A 21,533-nucleotide genomic window follows, 5' to 3' on the forward strand; every position below is an offset into this window, starting at 1 on the left:
GTGGAGAGTCCTGGAGCCTCCGGCGGCGGTTTACTCGGCGAAATGAAGATGGATCACAGCGCGGTCCAGCCGCCGTCCACGCTGATTGTTGTGCCGGTGATCTGATCTGCAGCGGGCGAGCAGAGGAAAACTGCAGTGCCGCCCATCTGTTCGGTCGTGGCGAATTCCTTCGAAGGCTGACGCTTGAGCATGACGTTCTTGATCACCTCTTCGCGGCCCATGTCGTATTCCTTCATCGTGTCGGGGATCTGGCTTTCGACCAGTGGGGTCAGCACGTAGCCCGGGCAGATCGCGTTGGCGGTGATCGGTTCCTCTGCCGTCTCGAGCGCGGTTGTCTTGGTCAGGCCGACAATGCCGTGCTTGGCCGCGATATAGGCCGACTTGTAAGGCGAGGCCGTCAGACCGTGGGCGGAGGAGACGTTGATGACGCGGCCCCAACCCGCATCCCGCATCATCGGCAGTGCCGCCGCTGTGGTGTGGAAGGCGGAGCTGAGGTTGATGGCAATGATGGCGTCCCATTTGTCGACCGGAAACTCGGGTATGCCGGCCACGTGCTGGATGCCTGCGTTGTTGATGAGGATGTCACAGGCGCCCGCCTGTTCGATCAGCGCACGGCATTCGTCGCCCTTGGACATGTCGGCCTTGATGTAGCGGGCGTTGGTGCCCGTCTTATCCGCGATCTCCTTGGCGATGGCATGATCCTCGTCGCTGTCGGTGAACGAATTCAGCACCACATCCGCCCCGGCGCGCGCCAGTTCCCATGCCATGCCCAGGCCGATGCCCGAGTTCGAGCCCGTGATGACGGACGTCTTGCCGCCCAGTGAGATTTCAAAAGCCATTGCGATGATCCTTTCATCAGAGTTGTGCGCATCCTGTCATGCTGCACCTGCGAAAGGAATGGTTCTGCCCGCGTATCGGTTGCGTACACGCCAAAAAAAACGCCAGCACGAAGCTGGCGTTAAGTTATTGAGGCAGGTTTCATACAGGCAAGAAACCTATCGAGCAGTGGCCTTGTTATACGCAAACCCGCCCGAAGAGTCCAAGCTAAAAGTTTGATAATGCGTAAGTGTCCCCGGGCCGCTATTGTTAACAAAACAAGGGCGATCGAGGATTGTTTACGAAATGAGCAGGCATTTTTTCCAAACCGGACCCAGCAAAAACCGCGCCATGTCGGCGATTCTCGCGGGTCTTGTTGGCCTTGCCGCAATGGCACAAGCAGAGCCACAACATGGCATAGCTATGTATGGAGACCCGGCCCTACCACCGGATTTTGTGGCTCTTCCACACGCGAATCCCGATGCGCCGACAGGCGGTGCCATCACCCTCGCCAATACGGGCAGCTTTGATTCGCTCAATCCCTACATCCAGAAAGGCAACGTGCCCTGGCAGCTGCGCTTTCTCACCCACGAAAGCCTGATGGGCCGCAGCCGCAACGAACCCTTCGCGCTCTATGGCCTGCTGGCCGAATCGATTGAGACAGATCCGGACCGGACCTGGGTCGAATTCACGCTGCGCGAGGAGGCGCGTTTTTCCGACGGCAGCCCGGTAACGGTCGAGGATGTCCTGTGGTCGTACGAAACGTTGGGGACCGAGGGGCACGGGCGCTATCGCAGCCTGTGGACACAAATCGAAACACTGGAACAGACCGGCCCGCGCAGCATCAAGTTCACCTTCAACACCGAGAACCGCGAACTCGCCCTGCTCGCCGGAATGCGCCCCATCCTGCAAAAGGCACAGTGGGAGGGGCAGGATTTCGCAGCCGCCACTATCAATGACGTCCCCATCGGATCCGGCCCCTACGTTGTGAGCGACTACGAAAGCGCGCGGTACGTCACCCTGACCCGCAATCCGGACTACTGGGGTACGGACCTTAACTTTCGCCGCGGCACGTTCAATTTCGACGAAATCACCATAGACTTTTACGGCGATGGCGATGTGGTGCTGGAAGCGTTCAAGGCAGGCGAGATTTCGGCCTGGCGCGAGTTCAACGCCGAGACATGGAACAGCGAATACGATTTCCCGCGCGTGCAGTCCGGCGATGTTGTCAAAACCGAGGTGGAGCACCAAAAGCCGTCAGGCATCACCGGCTTCGTGATGAACACCCGCCGCGCGCCCTTTGACGACTGGCGGGTGCGCGAGGCGCTGATCACCGCGTTCAACTTCGAGTACATCAACGACACGCTGACCGGCGGGGCGCAACCGCGCATCACCTCGTACTTCTCGAACTCGCTGCTGGCAATGGAACCGGGTGCCGCCAAGGGGCGCGTGGCCGAACTGCTGGCGCCCTTCAACGGCACGCTGCTGCCCGGGGTGATGGAAGGATACACCCTGCCCGAAAGCGATGGATCGCTGCGCAACCGACAGGGACTGCGCCGCGCCATTGGCCTACTGGAAGAGGCGGGGTGGAGCACGCAAGACGGCAAGATGCGCAATGCCGATGGGCAGGCGATGGCATTTACAATCCTGCTGGACCAGCAACGGACCGAAGACCGCGCTATTGCCAATCTGTACATTCAGGCGCTGGAACAGCTTGGCATCGACGTGAACATCGACCTGGTCGATGGCGCCCAGTTCACCGCGCGCGAGGATTCGTTCGATTTCGACATGACATATTACCGCCGCGCCCTGTCTCTGAGCCCCGGCAACGAACAATGGTTCTACTGGGGCTCCACCGCCGCGGACGAGGAAGGGTCAGCCAACCTCATGGGAGCACAGGACCCGGCAATTGATGCAATGATCACCGCTATGCTGACCGCAACCACCCGCGAAGACAGCATTGCCGCAACACGCGCACTCGACCGGCTGCTGACGGCGGGTCGTTATGTGGTCCCGTTCTGGCAGTTCACCACAGGCCGCATCGCGCATGTGTCAGAGATGAAGCACCCCGACGTGATCCCGATTTATGGCGATGGGCCCGACTGGATGCCCCAGTTCTGGTGGTGGGACGCGAACTAACGGCAAACGGACAGTCAAAATGATCCAGAAACTCTGGGCCGAGGGGCTGGGCACCGCCCTGCTGCTTGTCGGCGTGGTCGGCTCCGGCATCATGGGCGACACATTGGCGGGTGGTAACGTCGGTATTGCACTGCTCGCCAATGCGATTGCCACGGGCTGTATGCTCTATGTGATCATCACGGTTCTGGGGCCGATCTCGGGCGCGCATTTCAACCCGGCGGTGACGCTGGCATTTTGGCTGAGGGGTGAGATCACGGCGCGGCTGGCGCTGCTCTACGTGATGGTGCAGGTGGCGGGCGGCGTGTTGGGGGTCTGGGCCACGCACGCCATGTTTGACCTGCCAATTTTACAGGCATCGACGACGATGCACAGAACCGGACCGGCGCAATGGTGGTCCGAAGGGATCGCCACCTTTGGTCTGCTTTTTGTCATTTTCGGCGGATTGCGCAGCCGTCCGGAGGCGGTGCCAACGCTGGTCGCGCTGTATATTACAGGGGCCTATTGGTTCACCGCCTCGACCAGTTTCGCCAACCCTGCCGTCACCATCGCACGCGGATTTTCTGATACGTTTGCAGGTATTTACCCCGGTCACGCGCCTGCATTCATTGTGATTCAACTGGTGGCTGTGGGTATCGCACACGCGACCTTACGTCGGCTGTTCGCGGTCAAAGGTTGATCTGTCAAGAAAATGCAATATTGTGTGCGCAGTGGTGGATGTCTGGCCCGCTGTGGGAGGCGGAAGCGGACACGCGTTCAGCACATCGGACAAGCCGCAACCTCGGGGGTACGCATGAACTGGAATGATCTGACCCGCAACTGGGCGGAAAACTATTGTGCGCTCCGCCAGGAATTCCCCAAACTCGAACCCAGCGCGATGCCGTTTCTCAAAGCGGATCAAGACCGGTTCGAAAGCTATCTTGCCGCAACGCATGATATGTCTCTGAAAGAGGCGCAAGAGGCGTTTGACGCTTTCCTATCCCGGCACGCCAAAGCGCTGCGCACCGCCTGACACGGTCAGGCGAGCGACGTGACCCACAGGATCAGCGCATCCTCATCACTGACCGACACGACATTGTGGCCCATCGTGGCATCATAATAGGCGCTGTCGCCCCGCCGCATATCGACGGGCTCGTAAAACTCGGTATAGAGACGCGCAACACCGGTCAGCACATACAGGAACTCTTCACCGTCGTGCCGCACCCAACCATCGAATTCGTCCATCGACCGCGCGCGCACCCGGGCGCGGTAGGGCAGCATCTGCTTTTTGGTCAGCGTCTCGGCCAGCAACTCATGCTCATACGTGACCGTGGCCTGCGCGTTGCCCTGCCCCGATTGGGTCACAACCATGCGGCCGTTGATCTGCCCCTTTTCCGGCGGCGTGAACAGCTGCGGCACGCTGATCTCAAGCCCCACGGCCAGCTTCTTGAGCGCCTCATAGGTTGGCGACATTTGCCCGTTTTCGATCTTGGACAGGGTCGAGCGCGCCAAACCGGCCTGGCTGGCCGCCTGCTCCAGCGTCCAGTCGCGCGCCTTGCGCAACTCGCGCACGCGCGCGCCCAGATCAAGCGGTTCCGCGGTCTCGTCCCGGCCTGTCGACCGGGCGATCTGGATCAGGGTTTTGGGGTCTTTGCCTTGCATGGCGACCTCTATAGGACGCGTGGTTCAACCATGCAACGCCGCCCTTGCTAAGCGTTGTCCGCAGCACGCCGCTGCCGCCCTGCCCCAACCCGTTCAACATGGCAGCCCATGTGCTCGCCCACGCCGACGCGATACCGGACAAGATCGCGGTGTCGGTTGTTGACGGGCCGCGTGCCGACACGCTGACCTACGGCGCCCTGAAACGCGCCGTCCTGGGCACCGGCGGAGGATTGCTCGCCACAGGCTGCGCGCCCGGCGACATCGTGCTGTTGCGGCTGGGCAATACAATCGACTTTCCCATCGCCTATCTGGGCGCGCTGGCGGTCGGGCTGGTGCCGGTGCCGACCTCTGCCGCGCTGACCGCACCGGAGGTGGCGCAGATTGTCGCCGATCTGCGGCCCCGTCTGATCCTGCGCGATCCCAACGTCGCCTCCGCCCCGGGCGCGCCGGAAATCGGGCCCGCCACATTGGCCGCCCTGCGCAGCCATCCCCCCGCCGACTGGCACATGGGGGATCCCAACCGTCTGGGATACATCATCTACACCTCCGGCACCTCCGGCCAGCCACGCGCCGTCGCCCACGCCCACCGCGCCATCTGGGCACGCCAGATGATGCACGAGGGCTGGTACGGGCTGCGCCCCGATGACGCGCTGATGCATGCGGGCGCGTTCAACTGGACCTACACGTTGGGCACCGGGCTGATGGACCCGTGGTCCGTCGGGGCAACGGCGCTGATCCCCGCGCCCGGCACGGCACCGGAGGCCCTTGCCAGCCTGATGGCGCAACACGGCGCCACGATTTTTGCAGCAGCCCCAGGTGTTTACCGCCAGATGCTCGCACATGGCGATATGCCGGACCTGCCCCGCCTGCGCCACGGACTCAGCGCCGGGGAAAAGCTGCCGGACAACACGCTGACCACCTGGCGCAGCGCCACCGGCACCGACATCTTCGAAGCCTACGGGATGTCGGAATGCTCCACCTTCATCTCCTCCAGCCCCGCGCATCCCGCCAAACCCGGCGCGCTCGGGCAACCGCAAGCGGGGCGGCATATCGCCATTCTCTCCGATGGCGCACCCACGCGGCGTGGCACCGCGGGCACCATCGTCGTCCATCGCTCGGACCCCGGGCTGATGCGGGAATACCTGAACGCGCCCGAAGACACCGCCGCCCGGTTCAGGGGCGACTGGTTCCTCACCGGCGACATGGGCGTCATGGATGACGACGGGCAGATCACCTACTTGGGACGCGACGACGACATGATGAACGCAGGCGGCTACCGCGTCTCTCCGATCGAGGTTGAGGCAGCACTCGCCGACGCCCCCGGTATCACGGGGGTTGGCGCCACGCAGATTGAGGTTAAGACCGGCGTTTTCATCATCGCGGCCTTCTACACGGCGGCGGCCCCACTGGACGCGGACGGCTTGCGTGCCTATGTCGAGCCGAAGTTGGCGCGGTACAAACAACCCCGCGCCTATGTTCACGTGCCGGTGCTGCCCACGGGCGCAAATGGCAAGCTGGTCCGGCGGCGTCTGCCCCTGTTCTGGCCCAAACAAACGAAAGCCTGACGATGCCAGACCCCATCAAACTCGACATCATGTCCGATCCGATCTGCCCCTGGTGCTATATCGGCAAGGCGCATCTGGACCGCGCGCTTGAGGCGAACCCGGACCACCCGTTTGTGATCGAATGGCACCCCTTTCAGTTGAACCCCGACATGCCGGAAGAAGGGATGGACCGTCGCGCCTATCTCGAAGGCAAGTTCGGCGGTAAGGACGGGGCCGTGAGCGCCTATGCGCCCGTTGTCGAAAACGCCGAAAAGGCCGGGCTCAAGATCGACTTCGAAGGGATGCAACGCACCCCCAACACGATGGACGCGCACCGGCTGATCCACTGGGCAGGGATCGAGGGCAAGCAAACGGCAGCCGTGTCCGCGCTTTTCAAAGCCTATTTCGTCGATGCGCGCGACATCGGCGATCACGAGGTGCTGGCGGATATCGCAGACAGCATCGCCATGGATGCAAGCGTGGTCCTGCGCCTACTCACCTCTGACGCAGACAAAGAGGATATCGCCGCCCGTGACGCCCATAGCCGTCAGATGGGAATCAGCTCTGTCCCGACCTTCATTGTCGCAAATCAACACGCCGTGCCGGGCGCCCAACCGCCCGAGCTTTGGTCAAAGGTCATCCAAGAGCTGCGGCAGGGCGCAGCCTGAGCCACACAAACGATCACAATTTAACCAATTGGTCGGATTTCAACCTTAAGTCGTTGCCAATCCCAATCCGCAACGGCAATGTGCTGCGCAATAGCGTCACATTAGCCGAGCAAAGCCAAGTACACCTTGACCAAACCAGAGGGACAAAGACTGGGCAAGCCAGAGTTCATCGCCCTCATGGCGATGATGTTTGCGACCATTGCGTTTTCTATCGATGCAATGCTGCCGGCCCTGCCTGCAATAGCGAACGACATCGCACCCGGCGGTGTGGCGCAAGCTGCGCTCGTCATGACTTTCTTCGTGATCGGAATGGGCGCTGGCACCTTTTTCACCGGACCACTGTCGGACGCCATCGGACGCAAGCCCGTCGTCTATCTGGGCCTCGCCGTCTATGCGCTGGGGGCCGTGCTCAGCTGGTTGGCGCCCACGCTCGAATTGATGCTCGCCGCGCGGGTGCTGCAGGGTCTGGGCGCGGCCGGTCCGCGCGTGGTGTCTGCTGCGATCATCCGCGACCTGTATTCCGGACGGGCGATGGCCAGCATCCTGTCGCTGACCATGATGGTGTTCCTGCTGGTGCCCGCCATCGCACCGCTTCTGGGCAAGATCATCATGGACGCTGCGGGATGGCGTGCCATTTTCCCGTCTTTCCTGATCTTTGCGCTGGTCCTGCTGGTGTGGTTCGGCGCCCGCGTGTCCGAAACCCTGCCAAGGGAGCACCGCCGCCCCCTGCGCTGGCCACTGATGGTGGACGCCGTGCGCCAGATGTTCGGCAACCGCACAGTCCGCCTGTCGATCTATGTGCAAACCCTGATGTTGACGATCCTGTTCTCCATCCTGACCATGGTGCAACCGATCTTCGAAGTCTCCTTTGACCGGGCAGAGACGTTCCCCATGTGGTTCGGCGCCATTGCGCTGGCCTCGGGCGTATCCAGCCTGCTGAACGCGGCCATCGTCGGCCGCTTCGGCATGCGAAGACTGGTCACATGGGCGCTGACGGCACAGGTGGTGATCTCGACCGTGTTCGTCATGTGGATGGTCACGGACATGCCGGGGCTCTTCTGGTTCTACATCTTCTGGCAGTGGGGTGTGATGTTCCAGGGTGGGCTTACGGTCGCAAATCTCAACGCCATCGCGATGGAGCCGATGGGCCACATCGCGGGCATGGCCGCATCGGTCATAGGCGCCGTGTCCACCGTGCTCGCCGCAGCGTTCGCCTCCCCCATCGGGCTTCTGTTCGACGGCACGCCTATGGCGCTGGTCGCGACGGTTCTGATCGCCTGCATCATCGCATCCGTGCTGATGCAGCAGATGCGCCGGGCGGAAGAGGCAGTCGCCTAAACCGCCTTGGCCTTCTTCTTCTGCGCCACGACCTTCTCTGCCAGATCGCGCGCAATGGCAAAGGCGCCCTTGATCTTGTCGCTGTCCTTGGCCCAATCCCGGCGCACGACGATCTTGTTGTCCTTGACCTTGGCCATACCGCGCTGGTCCTGAATGAACTCGACCAGCCCCTGGGGCGAGGCGAACTTGTCGTTATGGAACTGGATCGTCGCGCCCTTCGGCCCGCCATCCAACTTCGCGATGCCCGCCCGCTTGCACATCGCCTTGATGCGCACGACCAGCATCAGGGTGTTCACCTCCTTGGGCAGTTTGCCGAACCGGTCGATCAACTCGGCGGCAAAGCCCTCAAGCTCAACCTTGGTGGTCAGGTCCGACAAGCGCCGGTAAAGCCCCAGACGGACATCCAGGTCAGGGACGTAGGCTTCGGGGATCAGCACCGGTACGCCCAGATTGATTTGGGGCGCCCATTGCCCGTCATCGTCGGCCAGGCCCTCCATCTCGCCCGCCTTGATCTTGCCAATCGCCTCTTCCAGCATGGATTGGTACAGCTCAAAGCCCACGTCGCGCATCTGGCCCGACTGCTCTTCACCCAGCAGGTTCCCGGCCCCGCGAATATCAAGGTCCTGAGAGGCCAGCGTAAACCCGGCCCCAAGCGTATCAAGCGAGCCCAGCACGCGCAGCCGCTTCTCTGCCGTGGCCGTCAGCTTGGTGCGCGGCTTCGTGGTTAGATAAGCATAGGCCCGCGTCTTCGACCGCCCCACACGGCCCCGGATCTGGTACAGTTGCGCCAGACCGAACATGTCCGCCCGGTGCACCACCATCGTGTTGGCCGTGGGGATATCCAGACCGCTCTCCACAATCGTCGTCGCCAGCAGCACATCGAACTTGCCGTCGTAGAACGCATTCATGCGGTCATCCAACTCGCCCGCCGCCATCTGCCCATGGGCGACAACGTAATTCAGTTCCGGCAGCTGTTCCTTCAGAAACGCCTCGATCTCCGGCAGATCACTGATGCGTGGCACAACGTAAAACGACTGCCCGCCCCGGTAATGCTCGCGCAGCAGCGCCTCGCGAATGGTCACGGCGTCGAACTCGGACACGTAAGTGCGGATCGCCAACCGGTCGACCGGCGGCGTCCCGATGATCGACAGATCGCGCACGCCTGTCAGGCTCAATTGCAAGGTGCGCGGAATGGGCGTCGCCGTCAGCGTCAGCACATGCACATCCGACCGCATCTGCTTCAGCCGCTCCTTGTGCCCCACCCCGAATTTCTGTTCCTCATCAATGACGAGCAGGCCCAGGTTCTGAAACCGCACCCCCTTGGCCAGCAGCGCATGCGTGCCCACCACGATATCCGCCGTGCCCTTCGACATCCCATCGCGCGTGGCAGCGGCATCCTTGGCGCTGACAAAACGGCTCAACTGCCGCACCTCGATTGGAAAACCCCGAAACCGCTCCGCAAAGCTTTTGTAGTGCTGCCGCGCCAACAGCGTCGTGGGCGCGATCACCGCAACCTGCACACCTGACATCGCCGCGACAAAGGCCGCGCGCATCGCGACCTCGGTCTTGCCAAAGCCAACGTCGCCACAGATCAGCCGGTCCATCGGCTGGCCCGCGGTCAGATCGTCCATCACGGCAGCGATGGCGTTCAGTTGATCATCCGTCTCCTGATAGGGAAAGCGCGCCGAAAACGCGTCCCACATCCCCGGCGGAGGCTCCAGAATGGGCGCCTTGCGCAGCGCGCGCTCGGCGGCAATGCGAATGAGCCGATCCGCCATCTCGCGAATGCGCTCTTTCAGCTTCGCCTTCTTGGCCTGCCACGCGCCGCCGCCCAGGCGGTCCAGCAACCCCTCCTCATGCCCGTACCTGGACAACAACTCGATATTCTCGACCGGCAAATAAAGCTTCGAGCGTTCCGCATATTCCAGCAGCAGGCACTCATGCGCCGCCCCAGCGGCGGTAACGACCTCCATCCCCTGATAGCGGCCAATGCCGTGATCGACATGCACGACCAGATCCCCCGGCGACAGCGACTGCGTCTCGGTCAGAAAGTTCTCCGCCCGCCGCTTCTTCTTCGGCTGCCGAATGAGGCGATCACCCAGCACATCCTGCTCCGAGATCACAGTCAGGCCGGGCGCCTCGAACCCATGCTCCAGCGCCCAGACTGCCAGGTGCAGACCCCGCTTGCCGACGCGCGTGGCATTCGGAATGGGAACGACCTCCGCCAGCCCCTCATCCTCGATCAGTCCGGTCAGGCGTTCGCGCGCACCCTCGGAATAGCTCGCGATAACAACCGGTCCATCCGCCATCTTCGCCTTAACATGGCTCGCCAAGGCCCCGAAAAGGCTGATGGATTCCTGTTGTCGCTCGGGCGAAAAGTTGCGCCCGATCCGTCCACCCGCATCCGTGACGCCGGGGCCCGTCGCCTGCGGCAACTGCGCAAAGGACAACACGCGAAAGCCCTCAACCGCCGCCTCCCACGCCGCATCGTCCAGATACAGCCCGGCCGGGGCCGCAGGCTTGTAGACCGAGTCCATCTTTGACCGGTTCTGCATCGCCATCCGCCGCGTCTCGTACTGGTCCTCGATGCTCTCCCACCGCGCCAACCGCGATGGTGTGACCTGATCATCCAGCGTAATGGTCGCGCCGGGCAGGTAGTCAAACAGCGTATCAAGCCCATCATGGAACAGCGGCAGCCAATGCTCCGCCCCCTGATGCTTGCGCCCCGCACTTACCGCCTCATACAGCGGATCGTCAGTGCCCGCCGCCCCAAACTCCAGGCGGTAATTCTGCCGAAACCGCGTCACCGCCGCCTCATCCAGGATCACCTCGGACACCGGCGCCAGTTCGATCACATCCAGCTTTTCCGTCGTCCGCTGCGTCGCCGGGTCAAAGCGGCGCGCACCGTCCAGCACATCGCCAAACAGATCCAGACGCACAGGGCCCAGATCACCCGGTGGGTAAATATCAATGATCCCCCCGCGAATGGCATAATCGCCCGGTTCTATCACCGTCGGGCTCTGCACAAAGCCCATACGGACAAGGAAATTCCGCAGCGCACCCTCGTCCACCCGGCTGCCGACAGTGGCCGAAAACGCCGCCTCGCGCAGCAGATCCCGCGCAGGCACCCGCTGTGTCGCCGCATTCAGCGTGGTCAGCAGGATGAACCGCTCCGGCATCCCATGCACCAACGCGGCCAAGGTCGCCATCCGCTGGGCCGAAATATCAGCGTTCGGAGATACGCGGTCGTATGGCAGGCAATCCCAACCCGGAAACACAAGTACCGGCATGTCGGGCACAAAGAACCTCAAGGCCGCCTGCATGGCCGCCAGCCGCTTGTCATCGCGCGCCACATGGCAGACGGGACCACCCTTGGCGACTTCGTCAAGGATCAGCCGCGCGTCAAACCCCTCGGGCGCGCCGGATACGGTGATGTGTTGGGCGTTGGGCATGGATCAGCAGATGTTCGGGGACCAAGGACGCGTAACTTGGCGTTTTCGCCCCGACTGTCAACCGGCGAAGGGCCCGACAGCCAGGTTTTGATACATCCCCCACAGCGCGGTGATAAAAATCGACACCATCCCGATGGCCTGCACGATGGTGCGGTGCCGGGTCAGGCGGCGCCACAACGCCTCGCCGGTCGCGTCCTCGTCCCGGATCAGCCGCGCGGTGGACAGGTTCAGCGCGCCCACGATGCTCATGGGAAAGCCCAGCAAAAACACGGCCTGCGCAAACTCCACGCCATAGACAAAGCCCAGCAGGATCAGCCCAGTCATCAGAAAACAGGCAATGCCCAGCAGCCACAGCCCCGAAACCGCGCCAATGTAAAGCAGCCGGTTGGTGTTGATGCGGATCAAGTCTTCGAGGTCTTCAGCCGCCTGCCCGCCATGGCGCCGCGCCCGCGCCACCATGTCATAGGGCACGCCCAGCACCCAATGGCTGGCCGTCGACCACACCACCGCCAGCGCGATCCAGAACCACAGGTTCGAGAACGAGCGCATGTCGATCAGCTCGAAAATGGTGTCGTACCAGTCCACGCCTGTCCCGTTGCGGCTGCTCTGGGGCCATCTTGCCCCGGTTGGCGTCCCTCTTAGCGCGGGTGCGTTGCGGTGCCTAGGCTTGGCAAGCGCAAAATTCCATGCCACCCATGCACTGTCACTCAAACTGGACACTTTGCCATGCGCCCGACCCAAGCCCCCTTTCCCGCCACACGCCTGCGCCGCACACGGCAAAGCGCCGCGCTGCGCGGCATGGTCCGCCAAAATACTCTAACGGTCGATGATTTCATCTGGCCGGTGTTTGTGCGCGAGGGCGAAGGGATCGAAGAGCCCATCCCCTCCATGCCGGGCGTCATCCGCCGCTCGGTGGACAAGGTGGTCGATGCCGCGCGCGAGGCCGCCGATCTGGGCATCCCCGCCATCTGCATCTTCCCTTACACAGGGCTCGAAGAACGGACCGAGGATTGCGCAGGCGCCTGGGATCCCGACAACCACGCCAACCGCGCCATCCGCGCGATCAAAAAAACGGTGCCAGAGATCGCGATCATGACGGATGTTGCACTCGACACCTACAATATCAACGGCCATGACGGCTTCGTCGAAAACGGCGAGATCGTGAACGACCGCACGGTCGCGGCGCTGGTGAAAATGGCGCTGGCGCAAGCCGAGGCCGGCGCAGACATCATCGGCCCCTCCGACATGATGGACGGGCGCATCGGCGCAATCCGCCACGCGCTCGAAGGCAACGGCCACCAGAACGTGATGATCCTCAGCTACGCCGCCAAATACGCCTCTGCCTTCTACGGCCCGTTCCGCGACGCGGTGGGTGCATCGGGCGCGCTGACAGGGGACAAGAAAACCTACCAGATGGATCCCGGCAACTCGGACGAGGCGCTGCGGCTCATCGAACGCGACCTCAGCGAAGGGGCCGACATGGTCATGGTCAAACCCGGCCTGCCCTATCTCGACATTTGCCGCCGGGTGAAAGACGCATTCGGCGCGCCCACCTTCGCCTACCAGGTGTCCGGCGAATACGCGATGATCAAAGCCGCCAGCGCCAATGGCTGGGTCGACCACGACCGGGTGATGATGGAAAGCCTGATGGCCTTCAAACGCGCAGGTTGCGACGGCATCCTGACCTATTTCGCCCCCGCAGCGGCGCGGATTTTGAACGGCGGATAGCGTGCAAGTGGGCGCTGCGACGGCCCAAGGCTCCACTCATTCGAACCTCAAATGCCGCCCGTTCAGCGGGCAAACGCCCGTCCCGGGCCTTTACTGATCCGCTCCACCGTTTGCCGCTGCGCGAACCATTCCTCATTCTCTGGTTCAAAAAAATCCCGGGGGAGGCCGCAGGCCGGGGGCAGAGCCCCCAAAACCCCGGCAAAAACCTGCGCACTGCATACCCCATAGTGACACACCGCCACAATCGGCGTATATCTGCGCATGAGGCCCGGAGAAACCGGGCACGAACAAGAGCAACACAGGCGGTTCAACATGAAATCGAACGGAATCTCGCGGCGCGCATTCGCCGCAGGGGCGCTTGCTGGCACGGGGCTGCTGGCGGCATGCGGAAACGGCATCGGCAGCCGGGGCGGGTCGCTCATCGACGCCCGCGTCGACGCAACGCTGAACGAAATGTATCGCAGCTACCCCAACACCGTGCAGCTTGCGCAAAAGTCCAACGGCATGCTGGTCATGCCGCTCGTGACCGAGGCGGGCCTGGGCTTTGGCGGCGCCTACGGGCGCGGCGCTTTGCGGGTCAACGACGCGACCATCGACTATTACTCAGTGGTCAAAGGCTCCGGCGGGCTGCAAATCGGCGCGCAGCAATACGCCCACGTCCTCTTCTTCATGACCGAAGAGGCGTTGAGCGAGTTCCGCCGCAGCCCCGGCTGGGCGGCAGGCGCCGACCTGGAATACGTCGTGTCGGACGAAGGCGACAGCGTTGCCGCAGACACGACGACCGCACTTTCACCGGTCTTGGCCGCCGTCTTCGCCCGCGCGGGCCTGCGCATCGGCGCCACACTCGAAGGCACCAAATACACGCGGATCATCCCCTAATTCCGGGTCGGTGGGTGGGCGATCCAGCCTTGCTGGGAGCGCACCCACCGACATCCCTCACCCCATACTGCGCAGCCGCTTGAACAGGCTGGACGTATCCCAGCGACCGCCCCCCATCTTCTGCACATCCTTGTAAAACTGATCGACCAGCGCCGTCACCGGCAGGCTCGCGCCGTTCTCATCCGCAGTGTCCAGGCAAATCCCCAGATCCTTGCGCATCCAGTCGGTGGCAAAGCCGTGCTCGAAATGATCGTCCAGCATCGTCTCGTACCGGTTTGACATCTGCCACGACCCCGCAGCGCCCTGCGAAATCACCTCGACCACCGCACGACCATCCAAACCGGCCTTCTCCGCAAAATGCAGCGCCTCCGACAGCCCCTGCACGACACCGGCAATGGCAATCTGGTTGCACATCTTGGTCATCTGACCCGCACCGCTCTCGCCAATCCGGCGGCACAGCTTGGCATAGGCGGCCATGATCGGCTCGGCCCGCGCGTAAGCCCCCTGATCGCCCCCGCACATGATGGACAGGGCACCATTCTCGGCCCCCGCCTGCCCGCCCGAGATCGGCGCATCCACAAAACTGATCTGTGCGGCATCGGCGGCCGCATACAGCTCCGCCGTCACCTTCGCGGACACGGTCGTGTGATCGACAAACACGGTGCCGCTGCCCATCCCGGCAAAGGCGCCGTCCTCTCCCAAACACACCGACCGCAAATCGTCGTCATTGCCCACACAGGCCATGACGAAATCCGCCCCCTCGGCGGCCGCCCGCGGGGTTCGCGCCATGGCCCCGCCATGGTCGCTGACCCAATCCTGCGCCTTGGCCGCCGTGCGGTTGTACACCGTCACCTCATGGCTCGCCTTCAGCAGATGCCCCGCCATCGGCGCACCCATCACGCCCATCCCCAAAAACGCCAGCTTCGCCATGCCAGGATCCCTCACCTTGTTTTGCGCAGCCGGTGGCTTGCGCTTCCGTCCCCGCCTACCTAACAGTCATGGCCCAAGGGTCAACGCGGACGGCAAGGACAGACGGAATGGCAGTGGTGTTTCAATGGCTGGTCCGGCTCACGGCGGCACTGATCGTGCTGGCCGTTCTGGCGGTGGGCATGGTCTACTACCTCGCCTCCCGCTCGCTGCCCAACTACGACGCGCGGGTGCGCGTGCCCGCCATCTCGGCACCGGTCGAGATCGTGCGCGACAACGCCAACGTGCCGCATATCTTCGGCCAGACGGACAGGGATGTGTTCCACGGTCTGGGCTTTGCCCACGCGCAGGACCGGCTCTGGCAAATGATGATGCTGCGCCGCACGGCCCAGGGGCGGCTGAGCGAGCTTTTCGGCACCACCACCGTCGATATCGACAGCTTCATCCGCCGCCTCGACATCTACCGGCTCTCGGTCCAATCGGTAGACGCCCAAGACGCCGACACCCGCGCCGCGCTTGAGGCCTACGCCTCTGGCGTCAATGCCCGCCTCGACCAGATCAACGCCGAGGCACTGGGGCGCGGCGCGCCAGAAATGTTCCTCTTCAACACGCCCCTCGCCCCGTGGCGACCCGCCGACAGCATTGCCGTCGCGAAACTCATGGGTCTTCAACTCTCCGGCCACCTGAGCGAGGAAGTGCTGCGCGCCCGCATGTCGCTGGCCCTCGATGACCCCGCACGGCTCGCCGACATCCTTCCGGACGTGCCGGGCGACGGCATCGCCAGCCTGCCCGAATACGCGACACTCGTGCCCGGCACGACACCCGACTTTGCTGCAACCGAACCCGACCCGCACCCGCTCTCCCCCTTTCGCCCGCGCGGCTTTGCGGGTGCCTCCAACGCCTGGGCCGCCGCCGCCATACGCTCCGCCTCGGGCGGCACGCTGCTGGCCAACGACCCGCATCTGGGATTCTCTGCACCCGCCATCTGGTATCTCGCCCGGCTGGAGCTTCAGACCGGCGGCGTCATCGGCGGCACCATCCCCGGCATGCCCGTGGTCCTCACGGGCCGCTCCGACCGGCTCGGCTGGGGGCTGACGACGGCCTATGTCGACGATCAGGACGTGTTCATCGAGGAACTGAACCCCGACAATACCGGCCAATACCGCACCCCCACAGGCTGGAAGGATTTCGAGACGCGCGATTCCATCCTGCAGATCGCGGATCAGGATCCAGTCACGCTCACCCTGCGCTGGACCGACAACGGCCCCGTGCTGCCGGGCAGCGTCCGCAATCTGGGCGCCGTGACACCGCCGGGCCACGTGGCCGCACTCAGCTGGACCGTGCTCAGCCCCAATGACACCTCGCTCAGCGCTGCCCTGGGCATCATGAAGGCGCAAAACGTCGCCGAGGCGATCATCGTAGGCGAAGACTACATCGCCCCGGCCCAGAACATCACGCTGGTGGACCGCAGTTCCATCGCCATGAAGACCATCGGCGCGGTGCCGAACAGGAACTCCGCGCATCAAAGCCAGGGGCGGCTGCCCTCGCTCGGATACCGGGCCGAAAACCGCTGGCAGGGGCGCATGCCCTACGCCTCGAACCCTGGCTTCGTCTCGCCCATCGGCGGCATTCTCGGCAACACCAACAACAAGACGGTGGACCGCCCCTTCCCCAACCACATCAGCTTCACCTGGGGCGACACACAGCGCGTGCAGCGCTGGCGCAGGCTCATGCAGGCGCGCGAGGTCCATACCCGCGACAGCTTTATCGAGGCGCAGCTCGACACTGTCAGCTTCACCGCCCGCTCGCTTCTGCCTCTGATCGGGGCAGAACTGTGGTTCACGGGCGAAGCCGCACCCACAGGCACCCCCGAACGCCAACGCCAACGCGCGCTCGCGCTGCTCGCCGAATGGAATGGCGAGATGAACGAACACTGGCCCGAACCGCTGATCTACGCCGCCTGGATCCGCAAGCTGCAGGACAGGCTGATCCGGGACGAGCTGGGCCCTATGGCCGACACACTGACGCATCCAGAGCCTCTGTTCATCGAACGCGCGTTCCGGGATGTGGACGGCGCAAGCATCTGGTGCGACGTGCGGCAGTCGGCACCGATTGAAACCTGCCCCGACATGGCGCGCCTCGCGCTCGACGACGCCCTGCTCGAGATCAACGAGACCTGGGGCACGCAACTGGAATCGCTGCGCTGGGGCGACGCGCATCAGGCCACCCATGACCATCAGGTGCTGGGTACGGTGCCGATCCTGCGCTACTTCGTCAACATCCGGCAAAGCACGTCGGGCGGCGACAACACGCTCCTGCGCGGACTGACCCGGGGCACCGGACCCGACCCGTTCCACAACGTGCACGGCGCAGGCTACCGGGGCGTCTACGACTTTGCTGACCCGAACTCCTCGGTCTTCGTGATCTCCACGGGTCAATCCGGCCACTTCCTGTCGCGCCACTACGATGATCTGGCGCAGCTCTGGCGGCGCGGCGAATACATCCCCATGTCGCTTGACGAAGGGCTGGCACGGGCCGCTGCCGTGGGCATCACACGGCTCGAACCGCTGCGATGACCCCGCCCTTCATTGTTCCAAAAATATGCACGTCCACGGCGGCCACCCCGTGACCACGATCCTTTTCAACAAACCCTACGGCGTGCTGTCGCAATTCACCGACACAGGCACCGCAGGCTCCCCCGCCCCACGCTGTCCAACTACATCGACCTGCCCGGCGTCTACGCCGCAGGGCGGCTCGACCGCGACAGCGAGGGGCTCATGGTCCTGACCAGCGACGGCAAACTGCAAGCCCAGATCGCGCACCCGAAATACAAGGCGCCCAAAACCTACTGGGCGCAGGTCGAGGGTACGATCACCGACACGGCCCTCACCCAACTGCGCAAGGGTGTCACTCTCAAGGACGGCCCCACCAAACCCGCCAGGGCGCAGGCCATCGCAGTACCAAGGATCTGGGACCGCGACCCGCCCATCCGGGTGCGCAAATCCATCCCCGACAGCTGGCTCGAACTCACCCTCACCGAGGGACGCAACCGGCAAGTGCGGCGGATGACGGCCCATGTGGGCTTCCCCACGCTGCGCCTCATCCGGGTGCAGATCGGGGACTGGCGCCTGGGCGATCTTGCACCTGGGGCATGGCGCCCGGCCTAGGGACTTGGCAGCGGACCAGCCTCTCGCTTAGTCTGATGACATTTCCAGATTGAGCCTTTCGATGAAACGCATTGCTTTTTTGCTTGTTTGCCTGGCCTGCGGTGCGGCAGGGTTCGCGGCCAAATCGCTTCTCGAAAACGAAGACATCGCGCGCGCCCTGCGGGACGCGGCGCCCACAATCGCCGCTTTGGCTCTGGCCGTGCTTCTGCTGCTGGGGTGTCTGCTCTTTCTTGCCAACGCGTTGCTCAAACGCTGGCTTCGCAAGCGCGGCGTAGAGCCGACCATGGACAACGAGGAGATGGTGACCGCTCTGGTCGATCACTTCACGACGCCCGACGGCGTCGCCCATCCCACCCCGGAAAACCGCCGGACCACGGCACTGGTCAATCTTGGCTTGCTCCTCGTCCGGCGCGGCGCGAGCGAACTTTACTTCCGGATCACCGTCGCAGTCGTGGCGGGTCTTGCCGGGGCGGCTGGTCTTTATCTCACATATGAATTGAACAAGCTGACACAGGAGCAGAACCGCCGCATCGTGCTGCAAACCGACGCCGACATCGCGCAAAGCGTCCTGCTGGAATCGACCCGCCGCGCCGCGCTGTCCGATGATCTTCGCATCGTTCTGGACGCGTCCGTCACGATCCGGCAGGACGCGTCGCAGACCTGCAAGCCCAACAGCGCAAATGTCGCCTGCTGGACCCCCAGTTCCAGGGAGCAAGGGGCGAAACTCCACTTCCTCAGCCAACCGCTATTCGATCAGGTCAGCCGCTTTGCGAGACAAAGCACACCTTACCGGATCGCCGTCTCATCGGCATCGCCGCTGGACTTCGAATTGCCGTTGCGCGACCAGTTTCGGTTTCCACTGCTCAGCCCTGAACGCGGGCGCCTGTTGCAGGCACTTGTCGCGCAAGACGCCTATGTTGGCGACATTGATTTTACATATGCGCAACTGACGGCGAGCGATTTGCGAGAGGCAGATCTGTCAGATGCCAACCTCAGATACGCGGATTTCGAAAACGCCGATCTGAGAGATGCCTTCCTCATGCGCACAACGTTCGTCGAAGCAAACCTGCAAAACGCCAATCTCAGCAACAGCAAGGGTCAGGGGCTCAACTTTACCCGCGCGAACTTGAACGGTGCGTCCTTGAACGCAGCGGAACTGGCGCAGCCGATTTTCCCGGATGCCACCATGATCGCAGCGGATCTTTTTGGCGCAGACATTGCAGGCGCCTCCTTCATGCGCGTCGATTTCACAAGATCCGATCTTGGCAGGCTCAGAACCAAAGGCAGCACATTCAGCTTGGCAAATCTCCAAGAGGTCAAGTTCAACAACAGCGTTATCGACGCCTCGACCTTTACATCGGTAAATTTCTTCCGTGCGCACCTGTATCAAAGCATCCTGAATGACGTTGACGTGTCCCGGTCCAATTTTCGCGATGCCAACCTGACCGAAGCGAAGTTGAACGACGTTCAGGTCACGGCTGCCGATTTCACCGGCGCGACGTTTGAAGGATTGCGCGCCCCACTCGTATGGGCCTGGCGCGACCAACCGCCAATCGGCTGGCCTGACGACATTCCACTGACCCTTTGCGATTATGTCGATGGGGTACTAAATCGCGCGTTCCGGCCCGACGATTGCGGTTAGACGCACATGCCCGCCATCACAGCCCGTCGAACCGCGCCTTCTGGATCGCGGTCCAGCGCACGTCGAACTCGAACCCGTCCTCGCCCTGCCGTTCGGCCTGCACCACGTCCTGCTCAAACAGCCATGCGCGCTTGCGCCCCTCGGCGTAGGGCAGCAAAAACGTCTCGTCGCTCACCGCCCCCTGCAAGGTCGCTGCCACATCGCCCAGCAGCGCCTCGATCCCCTCGCCCGTGATCGCCGACATGGCAAAGACATCGTCGTCCCGGTCCGCCCGCGCGCGCGCCGCATCGGCCTCGTCCTCGGGCAAAAGGTCAATCTTGTTCCACACCTCGACCATCTCGCGGCCCTCGCCCACGCCCAGATCGGTCAGAATAGCGCGCACATCCGCGGCCTGCGCTTCGGTCTCCGGGTGCGAAATATCGCGCACATGCAAAATGACATCTGCCGCCAGCACCTCTTCCAGCGTCGCCCGAAACGACGCCACCAATTCCGTCGGCAGGTCCGAGATAAAGCCGACCGTGTCCGACAGGATCACCTCCGGCCCGTCCTCCAGCTCGACCCGGCGCATGGTCGGATCCAGCGTGGCAAAAAGCATGTCCTTGGCCATCACATCCGCCCCCGTCAGGCGGTTGAACAGCGTGGATTTGCCGGCGTTGGTGTACCCCACCAGGGCCACGATCGGATAGGGCACCTTGGCGCGCGCCGCCCGGTGCAGGGTGCGCGTCTTGACCACCTTGTCCAACTGCCGGCGCAAGCGCACCAATTGCGTGTCGATGGCCCGGCGGTCGGCCTCGATCTGCGTTTCGCCGGGACCGCCGACAAAACCTAAACCGCCGCGCTGGCGTTCCAGGTGGGTCCAGGCCCGCACCAGCCGCGTGCGCTGATAACTCAGCGCCGCCATCTCGACCTGCAACACCCCCTCGCGGGTGGCGGCACGGTCGCTGAAAATCTCCAGGATCAGGCCGGTCCGGTCCAGCAATTTGACCTTCCACGCCTTCTCAAGGTTGCGCTGCTGCACCGGGGTCACCGGCCCGTCGATCAGGACCAACTCGACCTCCGCATCGTGCAACCGCGTCGCCAGTTCCTCGATCTTGCCCGACCCGAACAGCAGCCCCGCACGCACCCGCGGCAGGGGCACGATCTCACTGCCCACGACCTCAAGTTCGGGCAGCGCATGGGCCAGCGACACGGCTTCAGCCAGCGCAAAGCGTGCTTCGCGCCGGTCCGGATCGGATTTGATATCAGGATGGAGCACCCAGGCGCGAGTAAACTCCGGCATCTCCCCCATCAAGAGGCGTCTTCGCCCTCATAGAGGCTGATCGGCTGGCTCGGCATGATGGTCGAGATCGCGTGCTTATAGACCAACTGGCTTTGCCCATCGCGACGCAGCAGCACGCAAAAGTTGTCAAACCACGTGATAACGCCCTGCAATTTCACGCCATTGATCAAAAAAATTGTCACGGGCACCTTGGTCTTGCGCACGTGGTTCAGGAATGCATCTTGCAAATTCTGTCGGTCCGAAGCCATGTCGGTTAACCCTTTTTTTCTTGCTTAGGCCTGCGGATCAGACCGTCCCTCCGGGCGGAGTATGTCGT

Annotated in this window: 17 protein-coding genes and 1 pseudogene; 11 read left to right on the top strand and 7 right to left on the bottom strand. The window is 63.2% G+C overall.

Annotated features, from left to right (window positions below; all coding sequences use genetic code 11):
* Window positions 1–53 precede the first annotated feature (53 nt).
* On the bottom strand, window positions 54–839 hold the full coding sequence (locus BWR18_RS07675; RefSeq protein WP_076627432.1) for a 3-hydroxybutyrate dehydrogenase: 786 nt from the start codon (window positions 837–839) through the stop codon (window positions 54–56).
* A 328-nt stretch (window positions 840–1,167) separates the two neighbouring features.
* Here BWR18_RS07675 and BWR18_RS07680 point away from each other — a divergent pair, with 328 nt between their 5' ends.
* From BWR18_RS07680 to BWR18_RS07690, 3 genes are all read left to right on the top strand, one after another.
* Window positions 1,168–2,955, top strand: a complete 1,788-nt coding sequence (locus BWR18_RS07680; RefSeq protein ID WP_254684952.1) for an extracellular solute-binding protein — start codon at window positions 1,168–1,170, stop codon at window positions 2,953–2,955.
* 19 nt (window positions 2,956–2,974) lie between these two features.
* Entirely contained in the window at window positions 2,975–3,631 is a 657-nt protein-coding gene (locus BWR18_RS07685; RefSeq protein ID WP_076627434.1) for an aquaporin, read from the top strand.
* A gap of 114 nt (window positions 3,632–3,745) precedes the next feature.
* Window positions 3,746–3,964 carry a hypothetical protein gene (locus tag BWR18_RS07690; protein WP_076627435.1) on the top strand — a complete coding sequence of 73 codons (219 nt, stop codon included), beginning with the start codon at window positions 3,746–3,748 and terminating at the stop codon, window positions 3,962–3,964.
* Between the two features lie 5 nt (window positions 3,965–3,969).
* On the opposite strand, the gene BWR18_RS07695 is transcribed toward BWR18_RS07690, so the two are convergent.
* Window positions 3,970–4,593: a helix-turn-helix domain-containing protein gene (locus BWR18_RS07695; protein ID WP_076627436.1), complete on the bottom strand. Its 624-nt coding sequence runs from the start codon at window positions 4,591–4,593 to the stop codon at window positions 3,970–3,972.
* A 44-nt stretch (window positions 4,594–4,637) separates the two neighbouring features.
* Here BWR18_RS07695 and BWR18_RS07700 point away from each other — a divergent pair, with 44 nt between their 5' ends.
* The 3 genes from BWR18_RS07700 to BWR18_RS07710 all read left to right on the top strand — a co-directional run bounded on the left by BWR18_RS07700 (window position 4,638) and on the right by BWR18_RS07710 (window position 8,143).
* Window positions 4,638–6,158 carry a class I adenylate-forming enzyme family protein gene (locus tag BWR18_RS07700; protein WP_076627437.1) on the top strand — a complete coding sequence of 507 codons (1,521 nt, stop codon included), beginning with the start codon at window positions 4,638–4,640 and terminating at the stop codon, window positions 6,156–6,158.
* A gap of 2 nt (window positions 6,159–6,160) precedes the next feature.
* Window positions 6,161–6,805: a DsbA family oxidoreductase gene (locus BWR18_RS07705; protein WP_076627438.1), complete on the top strand. Its 645-nt coding sequence runs from the start codon at window positions 6,161–6,163 to the stop codon at window positions 6,803–6,805.
* 126 nt (window positions 6,806–6,931) lie between these two features.
* Window positions 6,932–8,143 carry a multidrug effflux MFS transporter gene (locus BWR18_RS07710; RefSeq protein WP_254684953.1) on the top strand — a complete coding sequence of 404 codons (1,212 nt, stop codon included), beginning with the start codon at window positions 6,932–6,934 and terminating at the stop codon, window positions 8,141–8,143.
* Here BWR18_RS07710 and mfd read toward each other — a convergent pair.
* Window positions 8,140–11,595: a transcription-repair coupling factor gene (gene mfd, locus BWR18_RS07715; RefSeq protein ID WP_076627440.1), complete on the bottom strand. Its 3,456-nt coding sequence runs from the start codon at window positions 11,593–11,595 to the stop codon at window positions 8,140–8,142. The two genes, BWR18_RS07710 and mfd, sit on opposite strands and share 4 nt — an antisense overlap.
* Window positions 11,596–11,652: 57 nt before the next feature.
* Window positions 11,653–12,180: a component of SufBCD complex gene (locus BWR18_RS07720; protein WP_076627441.1), complete on the bottom strand. Its 528-nt coding sequence runs from the start codon at window positions 12,178–12,180 to the stop codon at window positions 11,653–11,655.
* A 141-nt stretch (window positions 12,181–12,321) separates the two neighbouring features.
* Here BWR18_RS07720 and hemB point away from each other — a divergent pair, with 141 nt between their 5' ends.
* Window positions 12,322–13,323, top strand: coding sequence for a porphobilinogen synthase (hemB, locus tag BWR18_RS07725; RefSeq protein WP_076627442.1), 1,002 nt, complete (start codon window positions 12,322–12,324; stop codon window positions 13,321–13,323).
* Window positions 13,324–13,635: 312 nt separating this feature from the next.
* Window positions 13,636–14,202, top strand: coding sequence for a YSC84-related protein (locus BWR18_RS07730; protein WP_076630186.1), 567 nt, complete (start codon window positions 13,636–13,638; stop codon window positions 14,200–14,202).
* A 57-nt stretch (window positions 14,203–14,259) separates the two neighbouring features.
* On the opposite strand, the gene BWR18_RS07735 is transcribed toward BWR18_RS07730, so the two are convergent.
* Window positions 14,260–15,147 carry an NAD(P)-dependent oxidoreductase gene (locus BWR18_RS07735; protein ID WP_302622828.1) on the bottom strand — a complete coding sequence of 296 codons (888 nt, stop codon included), beginning with the start codon at window positions 15,145–15,147 and terminating at the stop codon, window positions 14,260–14,262.
* Window positions 15,148–15,239: 92 nt separating this feature from the next.
* Here BWR18_RS07735 and BWR18_RS07740 point away from each other — a divergent pair, with 92 nt between their 5' ends.
* From BWR18_RS07740 to BWR18_RS07750, 3 genes and pseudogenes are all read left to right on the top strand, one after another.
* Window positions 15,240–17,705, top strand: coding sequence for a penicillin acylase family protein (locus BWR18_RS07740; protein ID WP_076627444.1), 2,466 nt, complete (start codon window positions 15,240–15,242; stop codon window positions 17,703–17,705).
* Window positions 17,706–17,730: 25 nt separating this feature from the next.
* Window positions 17,731–18,296: pseudogene (locus BWR18_RS07745) on the top strand (pseudouridine synthase).
* A gap of 61 nt (window positions 18,297–18,357) precedes the next feature.
* Window positions 18,358–19,938 (top strand): pentapeptide repeat-containing protein, encoded by a 1,581-nt coding sequence (locus BWR18_RS07750; protein ID WP_076627445.1) that lies wholly within the window; start codon window positions 18,358–18,360, stop codon window positions 19,936–19,938.
* A 16-nt stretch (window positions 19,939–19,954) separates the two neighbouring features.
* On the opposite strand, the gene hflX is transcribed toward BWR18_RS07750, so the two are convergent.
* Both hflX and hfq read right to left on the bottom strand, forming a co-directional pair.
* Complete coding sequence (gene hflX / locus BWR18_RS07755; RefSeq protein ID WP_076627446.1) at window positions 19,955–21,226, bottom strand: GTPase HflX; 1,272 nt, start codon at window positions 21,224–21,226, stop codon at window positions 19,955–19,957.
* The gene (gene hfq / locus BWR18_RS07760) at window positions 21,226–21,465 is read right to left on the bottom strand and encodes an RNA chaperone Hfq (protein ID WP_007119530.1); all 240 of its coding nucleotides are present in this window, start codon (window positions 21,463–21,465) and stop codon (window positions 21,226–21,228) included. Before hfq ends, hflX begins: the two co-directional genes overlap by 1 nt.
* Window positions 21,466–21,533: the final 68 nt, after the last annotated feature.

Source organism: Tateyamaria omphalii, from assembly GCF_001969365.1.
GTDB classification, from domain to species: Bacteria; Pseudomonadota; Alphaproteobacteria; order Rhodobacterales; family Rhodobacteraceae; genus Tateyamaria; species Tateyamaria omphalii_A.

Excerpts from the sequence above, each read along its gene's own strand:
- hemB (WP_076627442.1), top strand. The coding sequence starts at position 12,322 with ATGCGCCCGACCCAAGCCCCCTTTCCCGCCACACGCCTGCGCCGCACA.
- BWR18_RS07685 (WP_076627434.1), top strand. The coding sequence starts at position 2,975 with ATGATCCAGAAACTCTGGGCCGAGGGGCTGGGCACCGCCCTGCTGCTT.
- hfq (WP_007119530.1), bottom strand. The coding sequence starts at position 21,465 with ATGGCTTCGGACCGACAGAATTTGCAAGATGCATTCCTGAACCACGTG.
- BWR18_RS07705 (WP_076627438.1), top strand. The coding sequence starts at position 6,161 with ATGCCAGACCCCATCAAACTCGACATCATGTCCGATCCGATCTGCCCC.
- BWR18_RS07690 (WP_076627435.1), top strand. The coding sequence starts at position 3,746 with ATGAACTGGAATGATCTGACCCGCAACTGGGCGGAAAACTATTGTGCG.
- BWR18_RS07695 (WP_076627436.1), bottom strand. The coding sequence starts at position 4,593 with ATGCAAGGCAAAGACCCCAAAACCCTGATCCAGATCGCCCGGTCGACA.
- BWR18_RS07675 (WP_076627432.1), bottom strand. The coding sequence starts at position 839 with ATGGCTTTTGAAATCTCACTGGGCGGCAAGACGTCCGTCATCACGGGC.
- mfd (WP_076627440.1), bottom strand. The coding sequence starts at position 11,595 with ATGCCCAACGCCCAACACATCACCGTATCCGGCGCGCCCGAGGGGTTT.
- hflX (WP_076627446.1), bottom strand. The coding sequence starts at position 21,226 with ATGGGGGAGATGCCGGAGTTTACTCGCGCCTGGGTGCTCCATCCTGAT.
- BWR18_RS07740 (WP_076627444.1), top strand. The coding sequence starts at position 15,240 with ATGGCAGTGGTGTTTCAATGGCTGGTCCGGCTCACGGCGGCACTGATC.
- BWR18_RS07680 (WP_254684952.1), top strand. The coding sequence starts at position 1,168 with ATGTCGGCGATTCTCGCGGGTCTTGTTGGCCTTGCCGCAATGGCACAA.
- BWR18_RS07750 (WP_076627445.1), top strand. The coding sequence starts at position 18,358 with ATGAAACGCATTGCTTTTTTGCTTGTTTGCCTGGCCTGCGGTGCGGCA.
- BWR18_RS07730 (WP_076630186.1), top strand. The coding sequence starts at position 13,636 with ATGAAATCGAACGGAATCTCGCGGCGCGCATTCGCCGCAGGGGCGCTT.